Below are 20,176 nucleotides of genomic sequence, written 5' to 3'. Positions count from 1 at the left end.
CGGTTGGAAGGCACGGATTGTTGGATCGGAGCAATTAACTTCTTAAAAGTAAGCACCTTATAGCATGAAGTACAGGAATAATAACTGGTAAAAGTAACTATGACAATACCGGTTCGTCGTTAGATAAAACCTAGATAATATCAATATAACCTTTACCGCCTTGCCTATACCCGGAATATTAAAAGAACCTCCATCTCGCATAGTTTATTTTATATATAGACTCTGCAAGATGCAATTAGATCAATTTTCACTACCTTATCCTCACTCCCATCCACTCAGCCTTGTGGATAAACCATTGGAAAACTACTGTATAAAAAGCTCTCCCATCTGAGCATCAGATTGATTATCTTTGTAGGTAATGGAAAATTTTGTAGTATCAGCGCGTAAATACCGTCCGGCCACGTTCGACAGCGTGGTAGGGCAGCACCATATCACTAACACCCTCAAAAACGCCATCAGCAGCCACCATCTGGCGCAGGCTTTTCTTTTTTGCGGGCCGCGCGGTGTGGGCAAGACAACCTGTGCCCGTATTCTGGCAAAAACCATTAACTGCCAGAACATCACTCCGGAGGTAGAGGCTTGTAATGAGTGCGAATCGTGCCGCAGCTTCAATAGCAACAGTTCGTTTAACATCCATGAGCTCGATGCTGCTTCCAATAACTCCGTAGAGGATATCCGCAACTTGGTGGAGCAGGTGCGCTACGCCCCGCAAACCGGCAAGTACAAAATCTACATCATAGATGAGGTGCACATGCTCTCGAACCAGGCCTTCAACGCTTTTCTGAAGACGCTGGAGGAGCCGCCTGCCTATGCCATTTTCATACTGGCGACCACTGAGCGGCACAAGATCATACCTACTATCCTGTCGCGCTGCCAGATCTTCGACTTTAACCGAATCCGGATCGAGGACATGGTGCGCCACCTGGGCAACATCGCCCAAAAGGAAAGTATACAAGCCGAGCCCGATGCCTTGCACCTGATTTCGCAGAAAGCCGACGGCGCCCTGCGCGATGCTCTGTCAATCTTCGACCAGATGGTGACCTTCTCAGGCCACAATGTGACTTACAAAGCCACAGTCGAGAACCTGCACATCCTAGACTATGACTACTATTTCCGACTGACAGACCACTTGCTGGAGCAGAACTTGTCGGGCTCACTTTTGCTGTTTGATGAGATTCTGAAGAACGGTTTTGATGCGCACAACTTCCTGATCGGTATAGGCGAGCACTTCCGAAGCCTGCTGGTGTGCAAAGACGTTCAGACAGTGCAGTTGCTCGAGGTGTCGGATAACATCAAAGCCAGGTATGCGGAGCAGTCGCAGAAGTCCTCTGTGTCGTTCCTGCTTTCGGGCCTTAACATCGTGAGCACCTGCGATACCAATTACAAGAGCAGCAAAAACCAGCGTCTGCATGTAGAACTGTGCCTGATGAAAATGGCGCACCTCAATGCGGCCTTTAGTTTTGCGCAGGAAGAAGCTGAGTTAAAAAAAGCTAAGGTAGCAGCCCCGGCACCAGCCGCTACCAAGTCAGTTGGTGCCCCGCTTATACCTTCGGCAGCCATGCAGCAGCAGGGCGCGGCTATACCTTCGGAGAGTTTGCAACAGCCCCACCAACAGGGCCATGTGCCCTCTGAGGAATTGCAGCAGCCCCCTAAGCCACAGCACGTGACACCCGATGGCCGTTTATCGCCTCCGCAGGCACAGACAACCCCTGCTCCCGCGCCAGTGCCAAAACGCCCGTCTATACCTGTGCCGCCTCAGAAAAAGCTCGGTAAGCTACCCAGCCTGAAAGACCTGCAAAATCCGCAGGCAGCTGTGGTGGAGACTGCCGTGGCCGAGGAAGAAGACGAAACAGCCTATGGAGCCACCGCCCCACTCGACCAGGCCCGCCTGAACACGGTATGGCACGCCATCCTGCGCCGTAAAAAGTCGGAGAACATGATGGAGTATACCTTGCTCAACCGCCAATTCCACATCGGGGAAGGCAACGAGATCGTGCTGCACCTGGAGAACCACGTGATGATGGACCAGTTCACCAGTCTGAGTCGAGAAATACTCCGCGAACTCAAGCAGGAGACCGGCAACCGCAGCATCAAGCTAAGAGCGGAGGTAATGGAGGTGCAGGAAGGAAATAAACTGTACACTTCGCAGGACAAATTCAACTACCTGGCCGAGAAATACCCGGTGCTCGTCGATTTAAAGCAGCGTTTCGGTCTCGACACTGATTTCTAATTCAGAAATAATTTTATATTTGTAAAGTTCTAATTAAAACACAAGGTGTGTCATGAAGCTTTCTTTCCGGAAGCTTCGTGGCCCGGCCTTTTTTGTGTTGCTATACCTTATCCTATACCTAACATCACACCCATGAAAAAAGGATTATCGTTGTTACTGGTTGCGGCGGCGTTCACGCTCACGCAATGCAAGAACGAAACGTACCAAACCTCTTCAGCCACTGAAAATGCGGTAGCCTCTACGGCACAGAAGGAGTATAAGTACGAGACCGTTCCAAACGACCCGCTCAACGCCCGCGTCTATACCCTGGAAAATGGCCTGAAGGTATACCTGACGGATTATGAAGATGCGCCGCGTGTGCAGACCTTCATAGCTGTGCGTGCTGGCTCTAAAAACGACCCGGCCGATGCTACAGGTCTGGCGCACTACCTCGAGCACATGGTGTTTAAGGGTACGAGCCAACTAGGCACGCAGGACTGGGCAAAAGAAAAAGCCGAACTCGACAAGATTGAGGCCCTCTACGAAAAGCACCGCAACACCACCGATGCAGCTCAACGCAAGAAAATATACCACCAAATTGACTCTATCTCAGGCGTGGCCGCTAGCTATGCTGTAGCCAACGAGTACGATAAGATTCTGGGTGCCATCGGAGCCAAAGGAACCAACGCCTATACCTCGGTAGAGCAGACAGTGTATACCAACGACGTGCCGAGCAACCAACTGGATCGTTGGGCGGCTTTGGAAGCACATCGCTTCGGTGAATTGGTGCCGCGCCTATTCCATACCGAGCTCGAGGCTGTGTACGAAGAGAAAAACCGTACCCTCGACAACGATGGTTGGAAGGTGATGGAAACACTGAACGCCGCCATGTTCCCGACGCACCAGTACGGTACGCAGACCACTATCGGTACAGTGGAGCACCTCAAAAATCCGTCTATCATAGAGATTAAGAAGTATTTTGATAAGTACTATGTGCCAAATAACATGGCCGTAGCGCTGAGCGGCGACATCGACTTTGATGAAACCATCCGCATGATCGACGAACATTTTGGTAAACTGAAGCCTAGCACAGCACCTTCTTTCACGGTAGCCCAGGAGAAACCTATCGCGCAGCCGATTGTGAAAGAAGTGAGCGGCCCGAGTGCCGAGAACGTGTCCATCGCCTACCGCTTCCCGGGTATGAGCTCGCGCGACGCGCAGGTGCTGAGCATGATCAGTGCTATCCTGTACAACGGACAGGCCGGTCTGATTGACCTGAACCTGAACCAGCAGCAGAAAGTATTGCAGGCCTACGGCTATGACAACCAGATGAAAGACTACTCGGTGTTCCGCTTGGGCGGTTCGCCACGTCAGGGCCAGAGTCTGGACCAGGTGAAAGATATGCTGCTGGCACAGGTAGAATTGGTGAAGCAGGGCAAGTTTGACGACGAACTGATCCCGGCTATTGTCAACGACAACAAGATCAGCTTGATGCGTGCCTACGAGCGCAACTCAGAACGTGCCGACGCTTTTGTGACGGCCTTTATCTACGACATTCCGTGGGCGGATTATGTGGAGCGCCCGGAACAGTTTGCAAAAATAACGAAGCAGGATGTGATGGAGGTTGCCAACAAGTACCTGGGCAACAACTACGTGCTGGTGTACAAGCGCAACGACAAAAACGCTACTGCCCAGAAAGTAGAGAAGCCAAGCATTACGCCTGTGCCGGTTAACCGTGACGCCCAGTCTGCTTACTACAGTGCGTTTATGGCCAAGGAAGCTTCCGAACTGTCGCCTGTATTCGTGGACTACAAAGCCGATATCAAAGAAGCAACGCTGAAAAATAACATTCCCCTTCTCTATACAAAAAATACTGAAAACGGCCTGTTCCAGCTTTATTACATCCTGGACATGGGCACTAACAACGACCAGAAACTAGGTATGGCCGTGAACTACCTGCGCTTTTTGGGTACGGACAAGTATACGGCCGAAGAACTGAAGAAAGAGTTCTATAAGTTGGGCACTTCCTTTAACGTGTCTTCTTCCGGCGATCAGGTATACGTAACGCTTTCCGGCCTCGAAGAAAACTTTGAGCCGGCGCTGGCCCTGTTTGAGAGCGTGTTGCAGAACCCGCAGCCTAACCAGAAAGCCCTCGACGACATGGTACAAGGTATACTGAAGGCCCGTAACGATGCCAAGCTGAACAAAGGTGTTATTCTGAACCAGGCGCTGGTAAACTATGCGAAGTATGGACCGAAGAACCCGTTCACAACTGTATTGTCTGAGAAGGAACTGAAAGCTGTGAAGCCGCAGGAACTGGTGAACCTGATCAAGAGCATCCCGACTTACGAGCACCGTGTGCTGTACTATGGCCCACGTGAAACAGACAAACTGGTAGCGACACTCAATGCAGGTCATATTGTGCCAGCCAAACTGAAGCCGGTACCAGCCGAGAAGGTATACCCTGAGCTGGACATCAAGCAGCCAACCGTATACTGGGTGGATTACAACATGGTGCAGGCCGAGCTGATCTTCCTGACCAAAGCCGATGCCTTTAAGAAAGAAATGGTGCCGACTATCCGTCTTTATAACCAGTACTTCGGCGCAGGTATGAGCTCGATTGTATTCCAGGAACTGCGCGAGTCGAAGGCCCTTGCCTACTCGGCTTACTCGAGCTACAGCACAGCTTCTAAAAAGGACCGCTCGAATTACATCCAGTCTTACATCGGCACGCAGTCAGACAAGTTGCCAGAGGCGATGGCAGGTATGCAGGAACTGTTGACCAACATGCCATTGGCTGAGCAGAACTTTGATCTGGCGAAGGCATCGCTGCGCAACAGTATTTCCTCGGAGCGCATCACCAAGTCATCTATCCTGTTCGACTACGAGCGTGCCAAGCGCCTTGGCCTGGATTACGACATCCGCAAAGACGTGTATGAAAGCGCCAACAGCCTGACCTTCGACCAACTGCAAGCTTTCCAGAAACAGTTTGTGAGCGGCCAACCACAGGCAATTCTGGTTATCGGCTCGAAGGACCGTCTGAACTTTAAAGAACTGGAGAAATACGGAAAGGTAAAGCAACTGACACTGGAGCAGGTGTTCGGGTACTAAGCCTTAAATTTATACCTTGAAAAACAAAAGCGGCAGCCTGATTGGGCTGCCGCTTTTGTTTTTATGTCCCCGATGATCTGTACTGTCAAATTAAATCTAAGACTCTAACTGTCATCTCGAAAGCAATGAGAGATCTGGATTAGTCCATTGCGCACAAAATCCCAGATTTCTCCCAAGGGTCGAAATGATACATGAAGGTTGCACTTATGGGTGCGTGTTAATCGTACTGCATTTCAAACTTTGCAGATTGGCTGCTCAGGTATAAGAACTCAACTGCTCTTTCGGGAATCTGTGTCCGAATGTATTTTTGTTTGGGACCTCCTTGTCCCCTCGGCACACGGGGATATGGACATCCCCAACAGATTGCTTTCGGACATGGATGTCCGAAAGAGCATGGGTATGCAAATGACTGTACCAGTTGCTTTGCAGGTATAGCAGCTATACCTACCAGAAAGAAATCTAAATCAAGAGCCCGAAAAACCGCTTACGATCAAAGCATTACCCAAAAAAGTATTCCAATACAAACCCTCCCGCATTTGGCTACATCTTTCGGAGATAATGGATATCTTTATCCAACTGCCCTGCTACAACCATGAACAGAAGAATAAAGCAACTGTCCCGTATCACCAATGAGTTGCAACTCCCCAGAACCAAACGTTTGCTGATGTTTTTCGGGATTGTGTTGATTGGTGTGCTGGCGGGGTGGGTCACTTCAGAAACAACGGACTACCCACTGCCGGTTGCCTACATGACGGGTATCCTGTTTACGGCTGCTTTTCTTTGGGCCACCGAAATCATTCCGCTTTTTGCGACCTCTCTGCTTATCATAGGCACCCAGATCATTCTGCTGGGCAACCCGGGCGACTGGAGCATACTGCAAACGCCAGGTATAGCGGCTATACCTTATCAAAGCTTTCTGGCTCCCCTGGCTGACCCTATTATTTATCTGTTCCTGGGTGGTTTTATACTTGCTAAAGTCGGGGTGAAGGTGAACGTGGATGTATACCTGTCGAGTGCCATGTTGCGGATCTTCGGGCTGTCTGCCAAAAGCGCTTTGCTCGGTGTCATTGTGTGCACCACCATCTTCGGCATGTGGATCAGCAACACTGCCACCACGGCCATGATGATTACGCTTACCGCTTCTTTGCTGGCTTTTGTGCCGGCGGGCAACTCATTCCGCAAGGGCCTCACGCTGGCTATACCTTTCTCGGCCAGCATTGGTGGCCTGATGACGCCCATCGGCTCTCCTCCCAACGCCATTGCAGTCGGGCTGCTGGCAAAAGAGGGGGTGCAAATCGACTTCCTGACCTGGATGGTGATCATGTTCCCGCTCGTGCTGATCCTGCTTTTCATCCTTTTTCAGCTGCTCTGGTACAGGTATAAGCCCGAAGAGCCACTGATGCTGACGCCTGTTGAAACCAAGCCATTTGGCGGAGAAGGCATCTTCGTCATCGTCGTGTTCACTATTACGGTGCTCCTGTGGCTTACCGACAGTCTTCATGGCATCCCGTCGGCAGTAGTAGCCTTGTTCCCGGCCATTATGTTCACGGCTACGGGACTGCTCTCCGTAAAGGAATTTAATCGGCTGGAGTGGAATATCCTATTTGTAATTGCGGGCGGACTGGCACTGGGCCAGGGCATGAACCTCACAGGCCTTGATAAAGTAATTGCTAATTCGCTGCCATTGGAAAGCGAATGGATTGTACTGATCATCTTCACCGTTACGCTGGTTGTCGGCACATTCATGTCCAACACCACCACGGCTATCCTGTTTATACCAATGGCAATGTCGATGGCCCAGCAACTGGATGGCGTCAACATGAAGTTTATGGCGCTCGGACTGGCTGTAATGGCTGGCAGCAGCATGGCGCTGCCCATCAGCACCCCTCCCAACGCCATTGCCTACTCCACTGGCGAACTCACTTCAAAGGATTTTATCATCAACGGTGTCGTGATAGGTATATGCAGCCTCTTTATCACATACCTCTACTTCTGGCTGCTCACGTACTTTGGTTTTTGGTAGGTATCGGTTGCTCCCGGATGTTTCCTTCTTCCTGGCTTTTTGTTGCGCGTCCCGTTTTTTTTATATATCAGCTATAGCGCACTGTCATTAATTTTCCAGAAAAAACAATGGTTAGTCCGGTCTATTGCCTGGTTGGTATAATAGGTGTAACCCGAGCCGCTGCAATCGCTATATTAGCATAGGCATCAGGCACTTAACCCCAGGTATACCTGTGTTTGATGCACGTGAAAACGGGTGCTTACTTAATGACTCGGTATATGGAAAACAAGATGAACTACACCAAAGCGATCGTACTACTTGTATCAGGCATCATGGCTATCGCCGCCTCATTCTGGCTGGGCGCAGCGAGTGACGCTTACGGTTTTTTAGTTGGGTATGGCTACGCGGCGCTGGCTGGTGGTATGTTGGGGATAGTGTACACCTCTGTAAAGAAGCAAAAAGTAAAAAAGGGGGGAGCAGTAAAATAAGCTACGATCATACCACAGCTATACCTATGATAGCTGGTAAGCTATCTACTACCATCATCTTCAGTCACCCTTTAGCATTGCCAGCACTTCGGCTACGCTGGTCCATTTGACCTCTGGATAGCGGTCTTTATCCAGGGGTTCTAGTTTGGGCAATCCGCTGAACATGTCGCGCATGTACTGCATACCCTGCCAGGCCGGGAAAACTTCCTGACTACCCGGTGTGAGTGCTTTAGTGACTTTAATGATGGTATTGAATAAGCCAAGTCCGCCAACACGGAACAGGCTAAATTTTTCTCCGGTAGCTTCAGTAGCAGCATCTTTCAAGCCACGGGCGCTGAGCACATCGCCGGCAATCCGCAAATCGCGTGGTGTGGTGGGGTCAAGCGCAGCGGCTGCGGTAAAATCAGCTGTGTTTTGAATGGTGGTGAAGTCCAGCAACTGGTCGGCATTTCCATAGTACATCACGCGCTTGAGCGGGAAGAGGACAATAGGCGCCTGCCCGGTAAGCAGATCTGCAAACATACCGTTATGTATGGAAGTGGCAGCAATTGGCGTCTTGTCTAATCGCCCTCTAAATTCTTTCCGAAGGTCGAGGTTTCGGTTATTGCCATAGGGCAGTTTTGTAAAATCAATGGCAAAGTCTGAAGGTATAAAACGAGGCACTCCGGCTGCTACGGCTGCATTTAACAACAGGCTTTGTATACCTACCATCACGTAATGTAATCCCGACAAAGCTGAAACCACACACGTTGCACCCTCACAGGCCTTTGTCAGGTCAGCGTTATTGTGGTAATCCACTTCAAAGATAATTGCGCCTGAGCTTCGCAGAGCATTCACTTTAGCGGCATCACTATCACGCCGGACGAGTACTCTTACATTGGCTCCTTTCTCCAGGAGCGACCTGGCAATACGCCCGCCTAAGTCTCCTGTGGCTCCCGCTACTACAATTGTCGATGATTTTGAATCCGGAGAATTAGTACTTTCCATAGCTGCCTGCTTGCCTTTGTAATTTGTAACAGGCTTTTGTAGGAAAAGTTGCGGTCTTATACAGTAAGTATAAAGCTGCCTTGGGTATAGTATACCTTAGAAAAGCTCTCTAGCTACCGCTATTGCTACTCAAATTAAGCCAATCGTCTTTGGTGAGTGACTTAAAGAAACTGTTGTCAGCCGTTACCAGATCGGTGGCTAGTTTGGATTTGCTCTGCTGCAGGATTTGAATCTTCTCCTCCACCGTATTGGGACAAATTAGCCGCACGGCAATCACTTTCTTCTCCTGCCCTATTCTGTAGCTCCGGTCAATGGCCTGGTTCTCCACGGCCGGGTTCCACCACGGGTCCACGATGAACACATAGTCGGCTGCGGTTAGATTAAGCCCTGTGCCGCCCGCTTTCAGGCTAACCAGGAACACACGGATCTCCTCGTCTGACTGAAACTGGTTTACGACCTCACCTCTGTTGCGGGTACTGCCGGTGAGGTATGAGTACTTGATATTTCCCTTTACCAGTTCCGCTTTAATCAAGTCGAGCATACCGACAAACTGAGAGAACACCAGCACCTTGTGGTGATGCGTTATATTCTGGATCTGCTGCATAAGCACCTGAATCTTGGCAGAAGTATCGGAGAAAAGTTTGGTATCGCCGGTAAGTAAAGGAGAGTTGCAGATCTGGCGCAGTTTGGTGATGCCGCGCAACACGTGCATCGGGTGCTTGGTTAGCTCCTCTTCTCCGCTGGCGTTAATGTAGTCCCTGAATTCCTGCTCGGCGGTGTCGTATACCTTGCGTTGCTCCTCACCCATCTCGCAGTAGAGAATCATCTCTGTTTTGTCGGGGAGTTCCTTCGCTACTTCGGCTTTTGTCCTTCTCAGCACAAACGGACCAATCTTCTCTTGCAAGGCCTGCGCACTTCTCCTGTCCTTAAACTTGTCAATGGGCATAGCATAGGTATTCCGGAAGTAGGTCCGGGTGCCCAGCAAACCGGGATTGACAAAGGAAAGCTGCGCGTAAATATCGAAGGTATTGTTTTCAAATGGTGTACCTGTGAGCACTATTCTATTAAAGGACTGTGACAGACAGGCTGCCTTATAGCGTTGCGAATTTGGGTTTTTGATGTTCTGCGACTCATCCAGGAAGGTATAGCCAAACCTATATTTCTTCAGAAAGACAATGTCAGCAAGCAGGGTGTTATAGGTGGTGATCACCACATCATAATTTTGAAAAGCGTCTGTGTCCTTTGCCCTGTTCGGGCCGTGGTGTATGTTCACTTGGAGCGATGGCGCGAACCTTTGCAGCTCGGATTGCCAGTTAGGTATAAGCGACGTAGGCACGACCAGCAGGTGCGTTTGCCGCTCCCGTTTCTCGCGCAGCATCAGCATAAAGGCTATAATTTGCACCGTTTTACCCAGACCCATGTCATCAGCGAGGCAGCCGCCAAACTGCAGGTCGTCTAAGAAGTTGAGCCAGCTCAGGCCCTGCAATTGGTAAGGCCGCAAAGTGGTTTGTAGTCCGGCCGGTGCAGGTATAGGAGCGATGTTTTCCACGTTGCTCAGCTGTGTCTGGTACCACCACAGCTCTTTGTGTACCTGCTCGTTCAGCATATAGTCTTCGAACAGCTCCGTGAGCACGGCAAATTTCGTTTTGGGAATCTGTAGCAATTCCTCCTCTACTATACCTGTGTCGAAATAGACTTTTAGCTTCTGGAGCCACTCCTCAGGTATAATGCCCATGGTGCCATCGTCGAGCAGCACGTATTTGCTCTTGTTCACAACTGCTTTCTTCAGCTGCTTCAGCGAAGCCTTCTTGCGGCCAAATTTCACCTGCATGGTTACATTAAACCAATTCAGACCGCTGTCTACCTGAATGTCCACCGTGGCTTTGTGCTGGTTGAGCTTGTTGCCTTGCAGGTCGTTGAAGCCAAGAATGGTCACCCCGTGCGCAGCCAGGTTGTCGAAGGCATTGAGAAACCACGCCTCATCCAGGAACCTATCCTTGTGCAGGTAAAAATAGTCGAGCATGTTGTCGAGCTGCTCCCAGAAGTGCGGGTGCTGTTGTATCAGCAATTTGGTAAAAGCTGCTTCCGCCTCAGTATTGCGCGCCACAAAAAACGGCCTGCCCATGTTGTCCTGGTCATAGATCAGCTTATTCGACAGCAGCGGGATCTCGATTTCGCCGTAGCGCATGAAAGGGTGCAGCAGCACATAATTCTCCGACTCGATCAGGTATAGCACCTTTTCCAGTTCCTGGTTAAAGCCCCTGCTCCTCAATTGCGCTTTGGTGGCGGGCTTCAGGTAGGTATACTCCACGGGCACATGCGTATCTATCCTGGATAGCACCTGCTGCTGAAATTGCAGGAAGGCATCATGCGGCAAATGCAGTTCCTGGTCGTGCTTTTTAAAATAAGCCACCACAGCAGGCAGCTGTGGGTTGGAGCACAGGTGCCAGGCATCGTCAGCTACCAGGAAGTGGCCGAAACGGACCTTGATGCGGCTTAGAGGGTAGTAGGCGCCGTTTACAAACAGATCGCTGGTGATACTGAACATATCGCTACTCAGGCTGATGCGCACTTTAAAGTCTACACTGGGTTGCGTGACCTGCACAGGCGTAAGCGACTTCGCGGTTATTTTTTCGGAAACTTTGCTATCGTGGAGATAGAAGGTATAGCGCAGCGGGTTGCGCACCAGTGCCTTCAGACTGGCTGTATCGGTCGCTGACTTTTCGTAGAAGCTCTGAAAGCGGGCAATGGCACTGTAGAACTTCAACTCCTCCGGCTTTTCGGTCCGCCACACCAGTTCAAGCGGATTCAGCACCGCAAAAGGCGCCTTAAGTTCGCCTGTGCTGCTTAAGTTACAGGAGACAAGCTGCGCACTGAACAGGTTGTAGTAGCGGTGCCTGCCAATCACAATGATCGTTCGTGAATCGGCAGAACTTCCAGACAGCTGTGGTTGAGAAGAAAGGTATGCGGCAAAAAGCGACTCCGGGTCGTCGGTGCTGTCAAAAGGTTCGAACGGGGGGTGTTGCTCTTCCATTTTTGCGTCTCAGGCCGCCGCTATACATAAAAAGTTGGCTATACCTTAACTTCAAAGTTAAGCAAATGAGAAGAGAGAATTTAGTTGTTTGGTTTGGAAGGAAGTACAGAACTAAGATGACACGGGAAGTCAACACCATAACAGTTGCGTTATAGAGAGACCAGACACAACTATTGTATTTAAAATCAGAATTTTATAATTTAGTCTATGTCTATTATTTGGTCAACAGCGAAAAATTGCTTTCACTTTACATAAGTTTGAACAATGGAAACACAATCACTAAGTACCACTAGCGATTTGGCAAAAAACATAATTCCCTCCAGTGCACAGCATTGTGTTTCCTGTGGTAAGCCAATGGACGATAAGTTTTGCGGTGCCTGCGGCGAGAAAAAAGTAGACCCGCACGAGTTCTCCATCAAGCATTTTCTAGAGGAACTACTGGAGGGCATCACCCATTTCGATGGCAAGTTTTTCAGAACGGTTAAGTTGCTGTTTCTCAAGCCTGGTCAGTTGCCGCTCCATTTTCTAGAAGGCCGACGCGTGGCGTACATGAAGCCGCTGCAGCTTTTTGTGGTCTGCAACCTGATTTTCTTTTTGCTGACAGGAAAGAACAACATATTTGCCTCCAGCTTCTTCACCTTCTACAACTTCGACCCTTATATCACATTTGGCACAAAAGAGACTATCAACCGAATGGTTGCCCAAGGGGTAAATATTGATAGCTTGGCAAGCCTGTTCAATGAAAAAATGGCGAGCCAATCCAAGGCCTTTATCGTTTATTTTATACCTGTTATTACCCTCACCTCCATCATTTGCTTTGCAAATAAAAAGCGCCACTTGTTTGAGCACCTGATTTTTGCGAGTTACGTTTTTTCTTTTGTATTGCTTTTTTTCACGCTAGGCAAGTGGGTGATTGGCGAGCCTCTCACTTACTTGCTTCATCTTGAGGGTTACTCTTCGTCCTTTGATGTATACTATACCTCTTTTCACGGCCTTGTTATTGCCATCTATTTTGCGCTAGCATCCAGGCGTTTTTATAGAATAAGTGCTGGCAGAGCATTGGCAGGAGCTGCTTTGGTGTTGGTTTTATTGATGATTGGCCTGCAGAGCTACCGAATTCTGATGTTCTATAAGATTATGCATTCGATTGGAGGGTAAAGTATAAAACAAAAAAGGCTGCCCGATCGCTCAGGCAGCCTTTCTTTTTTACTCTTTACACTTCCTTAGAAACTCCCCAAAGCCTTGTTCAGCGTCTCACTAGGTCGCATGGCTTTGCTGGTTTTCTCTTCGTTCGGGTGGTAGTAACCGCCGATGTCAACGGGCTTGCCTTGGGCGGCAATTTGCTCATCTACGATCTTCTGCTCGTTGTCGGTCAGCTCCTGCGCCAGCTTCGAGAACTTGTCTCTCAGCTCCTGGTTCTTGGTCTGCTCGGCAAGTGCCTGAGCCCAGTACATGGCCAGGTAGAAGTGGCTGCCACGGTTGTCGATGCCGCCAACTTTACGGGCCGGCGATTTGTCTTTCTCCAGGAACTCAGCGTTTGCTTTGTTCAGGGCTTCAGCCAGTACTTCTGCTTTCTCGTTTTTGGTTTTGTAAGCGAGGTCTTCCAGCGATACTGCTAGGGCCAGGAACTCACCCAGTGAATCCCAACGCAGGTAGTTCTCTTCTACAAACTGCTCCACGTGCTTCGGTGCAGATCCACCGGCACCAGTCTCGAACAGGCCACCGCCGTCCAGCAACGGAACAATAGAAAGCATTTTCGCGCTTGTGCCCAGTTCGATGATCGGAAACAGGTCGGTCAGGTAGTCACGCAGTACGTTGCCCGTTACCGAAATGGTGTCTTTGCCCGCTTTAGCACGCTCACAGGTATAGCGCATTGCTTCTACCGGCGACATGATCTTGATCTCAAGACCATTTGTGTCGTGGTCCTGCAGGTATTTCTCTACTTTTTGGATCAGGTTGGCGTCGTGCGCGCGCTGCGGGTCCAGCCAGAAAATAGCAGGTGTGTTTGTGATGCGGGCTCTTGTAACCGCCAGTTTCACCCAATCCTGGATAGGCAGGTCTTTTGTCTGGCAGGCTCTGAAGATATCGCCTTCCTCTACTTTCTGCTCCATCAGGGCGTTACCCTCTGCATCAACAATGCGCACGGTACCAGCAGCTGATATTTCAAAGGTCTTATCGTGCGAGCCGTACTCCTCTGCTTTCTGCGCCATCAGACCGATGTTCGGCACTGTGCCCATCGTCGTCGGGTCGAAAGCGCCGTTCTCTTTGCAGAACTGGATTACTTCCTGATAAATCTGCGCGTACGAGCGATCAGGTATAATGGCTTTTGTGTCGTGCAATTTACCATCAGCTCCCCACATCTGGCCAGACGAACGGATCGCTGCCGGCATAGATGCGTCGATGATCACGTCGCTTGGCACGTGCAGGTTGGTGATGCCTTTATCAGAGTTCACCATCGCCAGTTCCGGACGGTTTGCCATCTCAGCTTTCAAATCAGCTTCAATTTCAGCGCGCTGCGCTTCTGGCAGGTTTTGAATTTTAGCGTATACGTCGCCCAGTCCGTTGTTCGGGTCAACGCCTAGTTCTTTGAACGTAGCTGCGTGCTTTGCGAAAGTATCTTTAAAGAACACTGTTACTGCATGGCCGAACATAATAGGGTCAGACACCTTCATCATGGTCGCCTTCAGGTGCAGCGAAAGTAGTATACCTTGCTCTTTGGCTTCTGCTACTTCTTTCTCCAGGAACGAACGCAGTGCATTGCGGCTCATCACAGACGAGTCCATTACTTCACCGGCCTTCAGGGCAACTTTGTCTTTCAGCACTTTGGTTTCGCCGTTGGCGCTTACAAACTCGATGCGTACATCCGTTGCTTTGTCAACTACTACCGACTGCTCGCTGCCGTAGAAGTCGCCGCCGTTCATGTGGGCCACGTGCGTTTTAGAGTCAGATGACCATTTGCCCATGGAGTGTGGGTGCTTTTTGGCATATTGCTTCACGGCGTCGGCCACACGGCGATCGGAGTTACCTTCGCGCAACACCGGGTTTACGGCGCTACCTAATATTTTGGCATAGCGCGTAGGTTCAGCTGAATAGTCAGGTATGTTGTAGCCCTGCGACTGTAATTCTTTGATCGCTTCTGTCAGCTGCGGTATAGACGCGCTGATGTTTGGCAACTTGATGATGTTGGCTTCCGGCGTTTTGGCCAGGTCGCCCAGGTATGCGAGGTCGTCAGACTGCTTCTGCTCTTCAGAAAGATTCTCCGGGAAAGCCGCGATGATACGGCCAGCCAGCGAAATGTCTCTGGTCTCTACTTCGATGTCGGCAGCCTTTGTGAAGGCCTGCACAATCGGCAGGAAAGAACGCGTTGCCAGGGCAGGCGCTTCATCTGTAATGGTATAAATGATTTTTGATGATTTTGTCGTCATGTAGGTCAGTATTTAAATAGTTAGATTCGAGGAACTGAGCTTACCGCTTTTTCTCAGCCGGTAATACCATTTTCCCCACGCTAGTTTAAGAAGCAAATATAAGAGTCTTTTTGATAAGGCTAAACCTTCCCCGGGTGTTTCATTTGTACTGTTCAATACAGGTGCATTTTTGTGAAATTGGACAATAATCAGGTTGCGTGCAGAGCCGAAATGCAACCGAATTTCATACTTCTCGTTTTTAGCCACTGTGCTTCTCTTACTAATTATCTGTAATACACATTATGTTTTCGAAACTTAAGATCGACTTTAGATATCTGTTACTCCTTTCATTTATCCTATTTTCTACAGCCTGTACAGACGACGAGACCAAGGAAGAAATAGAGCCACAGCAGGAAAGTATATCGCTCAGAATCATGCCTTTGGGTAACTCCATCACACAGGGAGGAGAGGTTAACCCCAGTTACCGGTATGAACTCTGGAAGATGCTGGTAGATGCCGGGGTGAAGTTTGAGTTTGTGGGCTCCATGAACACGAACTGGTACCGGGATGCTCCCAATACGGAGCAAGGCGCCGATGTGGCCTCACCTAAGATGGGAGAAACTTACAAGGGGCAGACTTTCACGAATAAACACGAAGGGCACTGGGGCTGGGCCACCACTGACCTCCTGAACGGTTACGAAAAACCAACCCAATACAAGCGCGACAAGGGCAAATTGAGTGATTGGCTGAAGGGCTATACCCCGGATGTAGTGTTGATGCACTTGGGCACCAACGACATGATCCATAGCAAACCGACAGATGGCACTATCAACAGAATAGAACAAATCATCGGGCAGTTGCGTGCCGACAATGAGAATGTCGCAATCCTGCTGGCCAAGATCACCCCTATACCTGCGCAGTACGCCAACGTGGATTCTACCCAGCACTTTGTATCCCTGCTTCCTGCGCTGGCAACACGCCTTTCAACTCAGAAATCTCCAATTATCGTAGTTGACATAAACTCCGGCTACAATCCGTCTACCCTTACCTACGACGCGCTGCACCCGAATACGGAAGGCGAAAAATTCATTGCTAAGCGCTGGTATGATGCCATAAAGGCAAATGAAGAGGCATTGCACAATTTAGCAGCACAACGCCACCGCAGAGAGACAGGACAATAGCATCTGATGCCCAAACTAAGCGCAACTCAACAGCGTTGCGCACGTTTTATGAGCTACTCAGCACCAACCACTTAGCTTACAGCTCTATGCGTTCCGTTCTCACACTTTTCCGAAAACAGGCTTACTTCCTTATCCCGTTCTTACTTTTGAGTTTCAAGTCCTATCCGCAATCTCAGTCAGTCAGAATTATGCCACTGGGCAATTCGATTACGCAGGGGAATAGGGAGCTTGCCAGCTACAGGTATCCTCTGTGGATGAAGCTGATTGATGCGGGCGTAAACTTTGAGTTTGTAGGTTCTCAGACAGAGAATGACGGCGGCAACCCTCCTTTTCAGGATTATGAGGGGCAAACCTTCAGCAACAGAAACGAAGGCCATTGGGGATGGCGGGCTGATGAAATACTGAATGGCAGAGAGGGAAACAACATTGCTAAATGGGCTGAAGCGCATAAGCCGGACCTTGTACTGCTGCATTTGGGCACAAACGACCTGTTCCAGAAACAATCCATTGAAAGCACGCTGACCGATCTGAGACAAATAGTTGAAGTCCTGCGGGAAAAGAACCCGGCAGTCCTGATCCTTATGGCCCGGCTTATTCCCGCCAATCCAGATAATCCAGACCTTAATGAGGTTAGTAAGGAGATTCCGCTCTTCAATGAACAATTACCAGCCCTTGTGACATCCTTAAACAGCGATAGCCGCTATCCGGATTCCCAGGTAGTATTAGTAGACCAGAACACTGGATTCAATCCCGCCCAAAATCCTAATTCGGTACCAGGCCGAGGCGACTCTTTCGATGGACTGCATCCCAATAAGCTTGGAGAAGCTAAAATGGCGCAAGTCTGGTTTGATGCTATCATGAACGAGATCATCATTCCACTGCCAGTCGAGCTGCACAGCTTTAAAGGTATAGCCACACAGAGCGGTGTGCAACTGGACTGGGAAACGGCCTCGGAACTGGACAACGCATTTTTTTAGGTGCAGCGAGGGCAGTCCGCCACTGAATTTGATTCCATTGGTCATGTAGAAGGGGCCGGTACTACATCACTTCCCCAAAGCTATACCTATCAGGATAAAGAAGCTGGCAACGGCGTCAACTACTACCGCCTCCGCCAGGTGGACTTTGATGGTACAGAGAGCTACTCATCAGTATTGGCCGTGAGCCTGATACAGGCAGCGACCGAAGAAATGCGGGTATACCCGACCCACACCAAAAGCAGCCACCCGGTTACGGTGCAAATGCTGGCCTTGCAGCCTATGGAGAAGTTCAACATCTCGATCTATACCCTGGAGGGAAAACTGGTAAAGGAATATGAAGCGGAAGCTGATAACCGCGGCAATTTCATACAGTTACTCAACACATCCGAGCTAAGTGACGGCAGCATGTATATGGTACGAGCCTCACTGCCAGGCAGGGCGTTCATCCGCCACCTCATGATCGACCGCTAAGGGCGGCCTATACCTGCTACTGCTCATCATGCTGTTGCCTGAGCAGGCGAATCACTTCTTCATCACTCACCTGTTCAAACTCCTGGTAAAACTGCCCAACCGCCTGAAACATGGGAGGCACCAGCAGGCATACCACTTCATCTACAATCGCCTCAAACTGCTTGATAGCGGCTCGTGGGGCGACAGGCACTGCTATTATAATCTTGCGGGGTTGCTTGTGCCGGGCCATGTTTACAGTAGATAGCAGTGTCTTGCCAGTGGCGATACCATCGTCCACAATGATCACAATGCGATCGTGCAGGTCAACAGGCTGACGGTTGCCCATAAAGAGCCTGTACTTTTGGCGCAGACTTGTTTTTATTCGCTCTACCTCCGCTTGAATATACTCCGCTGGTACGTCGGTCCGCTTATCGACCTCCACATCTTCCAAACTCACCGCTCCAATCGCAAACTCCGGGTTAGCGGGGTGCCCGATTTTCTTGGAAACGATCACATCCAATGGCATGCCCAATCGGCGGGCAATGGGCGCTGCCACCGGCACTCCTCCGCGAGGTATAGCCAGCACCACCCCCTTCTGCCCTCTGTAGTACTCTAGCCGATCAGCCAGCAACTCTGCGGCAACTTGTCTGTTGGGTATCATTTCCATGGCGTTTTTTTATTGAGTGAATGAGTGAGTTGGTGAATGAGTGAATGTAAAATTGTTGAATGGTTAAATTGTTGAGTGTTGACACACAAAATAAATCACTCATTCACTCAATCAGAACTCACTCCCTCTCTAACTCTCTCAACGGGTGCTGTTTGCCGGGCTCCAGGTATTTCCGGAACCAGTCAGTTGCCAGTTGGGCGGCCATTTCAAGCGCTCCGGGCTCTTCAAACAAATGCGTAGCATCGGGTACGATCTCCAGATCTTTTAAGCATTGCAACCTGTCCTGTGCCCACCTGTTCAGATCAAGCACCTCTTCATCCAGGCCGCCTACGATTAGCAGCGTCGGGCTTTGCACATCAGGCAGCACTTCACCGGCCAGGTCTGGGCGACCACCCCTGCTTACCACCGCACCGATAATATCACCGCCAAGTGCAGCAGCGGCACTGAGCGCCGAGGCAGCTCCGGTACTCGCTCCAAACAGCCCGATGTGCAGGTCTTTCGTGTATTCGCTCTGCTGTACCCATGTCACGGCATCGATCAGGCGTGTGGTGAGCAGCGCTATATCAAACCGGTTTTCCTGGCGCTGGTCCTCCTCTTCAGTGAGCAGGTCGAAAAGCATCGTAGCAAAGCGGGAGCGCTGCAGGTGCTCCGCCACAAATCGGTTGCGCGAGCTGAGGCGACTGCTCCCGCTGCCATGTGAAAAAATCACGAGTCCCTTTGCATTCTCCGGCACAGCCAGATCTGCGGTCAGCTGCTCATTTCCAGCCTTTAGCTGTAGGCTGTCTTTGTATATGAAATTTACCATCAAGTTTGTTTTCGTTAGTGAAGCTTCTATTACTTTAATTTACGTCCTGGTATGGCAATAGTTAAAAGCAATACCTGTCATAGCTCATCAGGTGGAAGCCCCATCAGCCAAAACGCCGTATAGAGGCTATACCTGAGATTGAGACCAATGCGTAGTACTATTTTCACTTTACTGGCCTGCCTGCCACTTCTGACAGGTATAGCCTCCTGCGGATCAGGAGACACCGAGCAGAGCATGACGGAGCAGCGTGCCGAAGAGCTCGAGCGCCTGGAAGAGGTGCAGGAAGAGCACATACGCCGGGATAGCGCTCCAAACCAGGACTCCGTTTCTTTCGGGCAGGCATTCGCCCTTTTCATGACGGCTCTGCAGGCTTCTGATACGACCACACTCAATTTATTCATCCACCCGGACCACGGGCTTTGGATCATAGAACAGCCCGGAGCCATGCCCAGGATGACGCGTATTACGGACATCCGGGATTTCAAGCGGGAGTATCAAGACAGGTCTTTCTTCACCATCCGCGACGAAGTAAAAACCTGTGACCTGCGTGAAGAAGCCTGGCCAACCTTCGACTGCGCTGATCTGGATTACGACAAAGGCCAGTCGGGCTATAGCAAGGACGGGTGCTTTGTGTCTGATCCTGCCAAGTTCCAGAAAAGCGGTTATTGGGACTACGCCAGCCTGTCAGAGGCGGAAATCAAACAGATCAAGGCCACTTTACCGCTTCTGCAAAGATCCGTGCTGCACACCGCCACCTCTTTTGAGTTTCACTTCGGCCACGTAGACGGCCAATGGCTCCTGCTCTTTGCTAAACTTATCTACCCCTGCAGTGCTTAAGTTATTGAGCGATTGAGTGAGTTG

14 protein-coding genes are annotated in these 20,176 nt (G+C 50.2%); 9 read left to right on the top strand and 5 right to left on the bottom strand.

Annotated elements, in window-relative coordinates:
- Nucleotides 1–358: 358 nt before the first annotated feature.
- From L1278_RS06665 to L1278_RS06650, 4 genes are all read left to right on the top strand, one after another.
- Nucleotides 359–2,230, top strand: coding sequence for a DNA polymerase III subunit gamma/tau (locus tag L1278_RS06665; RefSeq protein WP_253402176.1), 1,872 nt, complete (start codon nt 359–361; stop codon nt 2,228–2,230).
- Between the two features lie 132 nt (nt 2,231–2,362).
- Nucleotides 2,363–5,320: a pitrilysin family protein gene (locus L1278_RS06660; protein ID WP_253402174.1), complete on the top strand. Its 2,958-nt coding sequence runs from the start codon at nt 2,363–2,365 to the stop codon at nt 5,318–5,320.
- A 592-nt stretch (nt 5,321–5,912) separates the two neighbouring features.
- Nucleotides 5,913–7,343, top strand: a complete 1,431-nt coding sequence (locus L1278_RS06655; RefSeq protein ID WP_253402171.1) for a DASS family sodium-coupled anion symporter — start codon at nt 5,913–5,915, stop codon at nt 7,341–7,343.
- A gap of 257 nt (nt 7,344–7,600) precedes the next feature.
- Nucleotides 7,601–7,810: a hypothetical protein gene (locus tag L1278_RS06650; protein WP_253402169.1), complete on the top strand. Its 210-nt coding sequence runs from the start codon at nt 7,601–7,603 to the stop codon at nt 7,808–7,810.
- Between the two features lie 60 nt (nt 7,811–7,870).
- Here L1278_RS06650 and L1278_RS06645 read toward each other — a convergent pair whose 3' ends face one another.
- A complete protein-coding gene (locus L1278_RS06645) occupies nt 7,871–8,797 on the bottom strand; it encodes an NmrA family NAD(P)-binding protein (RefSeq protein WP_253402167.1) in 927 nt (308 codons plus the stop codon).
- A gap of 109 nt (nt 8,798–8,906) precedes the next feature.
- Complete coding sequence (locus L1278_RS06640; protein WP_253402165.1) at nt 8,907–11,831, bottom strand: DEAD/DEAH box helicase; 2,925 nt, start codon at nt 11,829–11,831, stop codon at nt 8,907–8,909.
- Nucleotides 11,832–12,128: 297 nt separating this feature from the next.
- On the opposite strand from L1278_RS06640, the gene L1278_RS06635 reads away from it, so the two are divergent.
- Nucleotides 12,129–12,989 carry a DUF3667 domain-containing protein gene (locus L1278_RS06635; protein WP_253402163.1) on the top strand — a complete coding sequence of 287 codons (861 nt, stop codon included), beginning with the start codon at nt 12,129–12,131 and terminating at the stop codon, nt 12,987–12,989.
- A 65-nt stretch (nt 12,990–13,054) separates the two neighbouring features.
- Here the strand turns inward: L1278_RS06635 and L1278_RS06630 are convergent, their stop codons facing one another.
- A complete protein-coding gene (locus tag L1278_RS06630) occupies nt 13,055–15,256 on the bottom strand; it encodes an NADP-dependent isocitrate dehydrogenase (protein ID WP_253402161.1) in 2,202 nt (733 codons plus the stop codon).
- Between the two features lie 281 nt (nt 15,257–15,537).
- Here L1278_RS06630 and L1278_RS06625 point away from each other — a divergent pair, with 281 nt between their 5' ends.
- The 3 genes from L1278_RS06625 to L1278_RS06615 all read left to right on the top strand — a co-directional run bounded on the left by L1278_RS06625 (nt 15,538) and on the right by L1278_RS06615 (nt 17,864).
- The gene (locus L1278_RS06625) at nt 15,538–16,416 is read left to right on the top strand and encodes an SGNH/GDSL hydrolase family protein (protein WP_253402159.1); all 879 of its coding nucleotides are present in this window, start codon (nt 15,538–15,540) and stop codon (nt 16,414–16,416) included.
- A gap of 86 nt (nt 16,417–16,502) precedes the next feature.
- The gene (locus L1278_RS06620) at nt 16,503–17,393 is read left to right on the top strand and encodes an SGNH/GDSL hydrolase family protein (protein WP_253402157.1); all 891 of its coding nucleotides are present in this window, start codon (nt 16,503–16,505) and stop codon (nt 17,391–17,393) included.
- Nucleotides 17,394–17,864: a T9SS type A sorting domain-containing protein gene (locus L1278_RS06615; RefSeq protein WP_253402155.1), complete on the top strand. Its 471-nt coding sequence runs from the start codon at nt 17,394–17,396 to the stop codon at nt 17,862–17,864.
- A gap of 16 nt (nt 17,865–17,880) precedes the next feature.
- Here L1278_RS06615 and L1278_RS06610 read toward each other — a convergent pair whose 3' ends face one another.
- Both L1278_RS06610 and L1278_RS06605 read right to left on the bottom strand, forming a co-directional pair.
- Nucleotides 17,881–18,510 carry a phosphoribosyltransferase gene (locus tag L1278_RS06610; protein ID WP_253402153.1) on the bottom strand — a complete coding sequence of 210 codons (630 nt, stop codon included), beginning with the start codon at nt 18,508–18,510 and terminating at the stop codon, nt 17,881–17,883.
- 118 nt (nt 18,511–18,628) lie between these two features.
- Complete coding sequence (locus tag L1278_RS06605) at nt 18,629–19,315, bottom strand: dienelactone hydrolase family protein (protein WP_253402151.1); 687 nt, start codon at nt 19,313–19,315, stop codon at nt 18,629–18,631.
- A 147-nt stretch (nt 19,316–19,462) separates the two neighbouring features.
- Here L1278_RS06605 and L1278_RS06600 point away from each other — a divergent pair, with 147 nt between their 5' ends.
- Complete coding sequence (locus tag L1278_RS06600; protein WP_253402149.1) at nt 19,463–20,152, top strand: hypothetical protein; 690 nt, start codon at nt 19,463–19,465, stop codon at nt 20,150–20,152.
- The last annotated feature ends 24 nt before the right edge of the window (nt 20,153–20,176 follow it).

It is taken from the genome of Pontibacter sp. HSC-36F09 (assembly GCF_024171605.1).
GTDB lineage: Bacteria > Bacteroidota > Bacteroidia > Cytophagales > Hymenobacteraceae > Pontibacter.
This window is presented reverse-complemented; position numbering and strand designations above follow the sequence as displayed.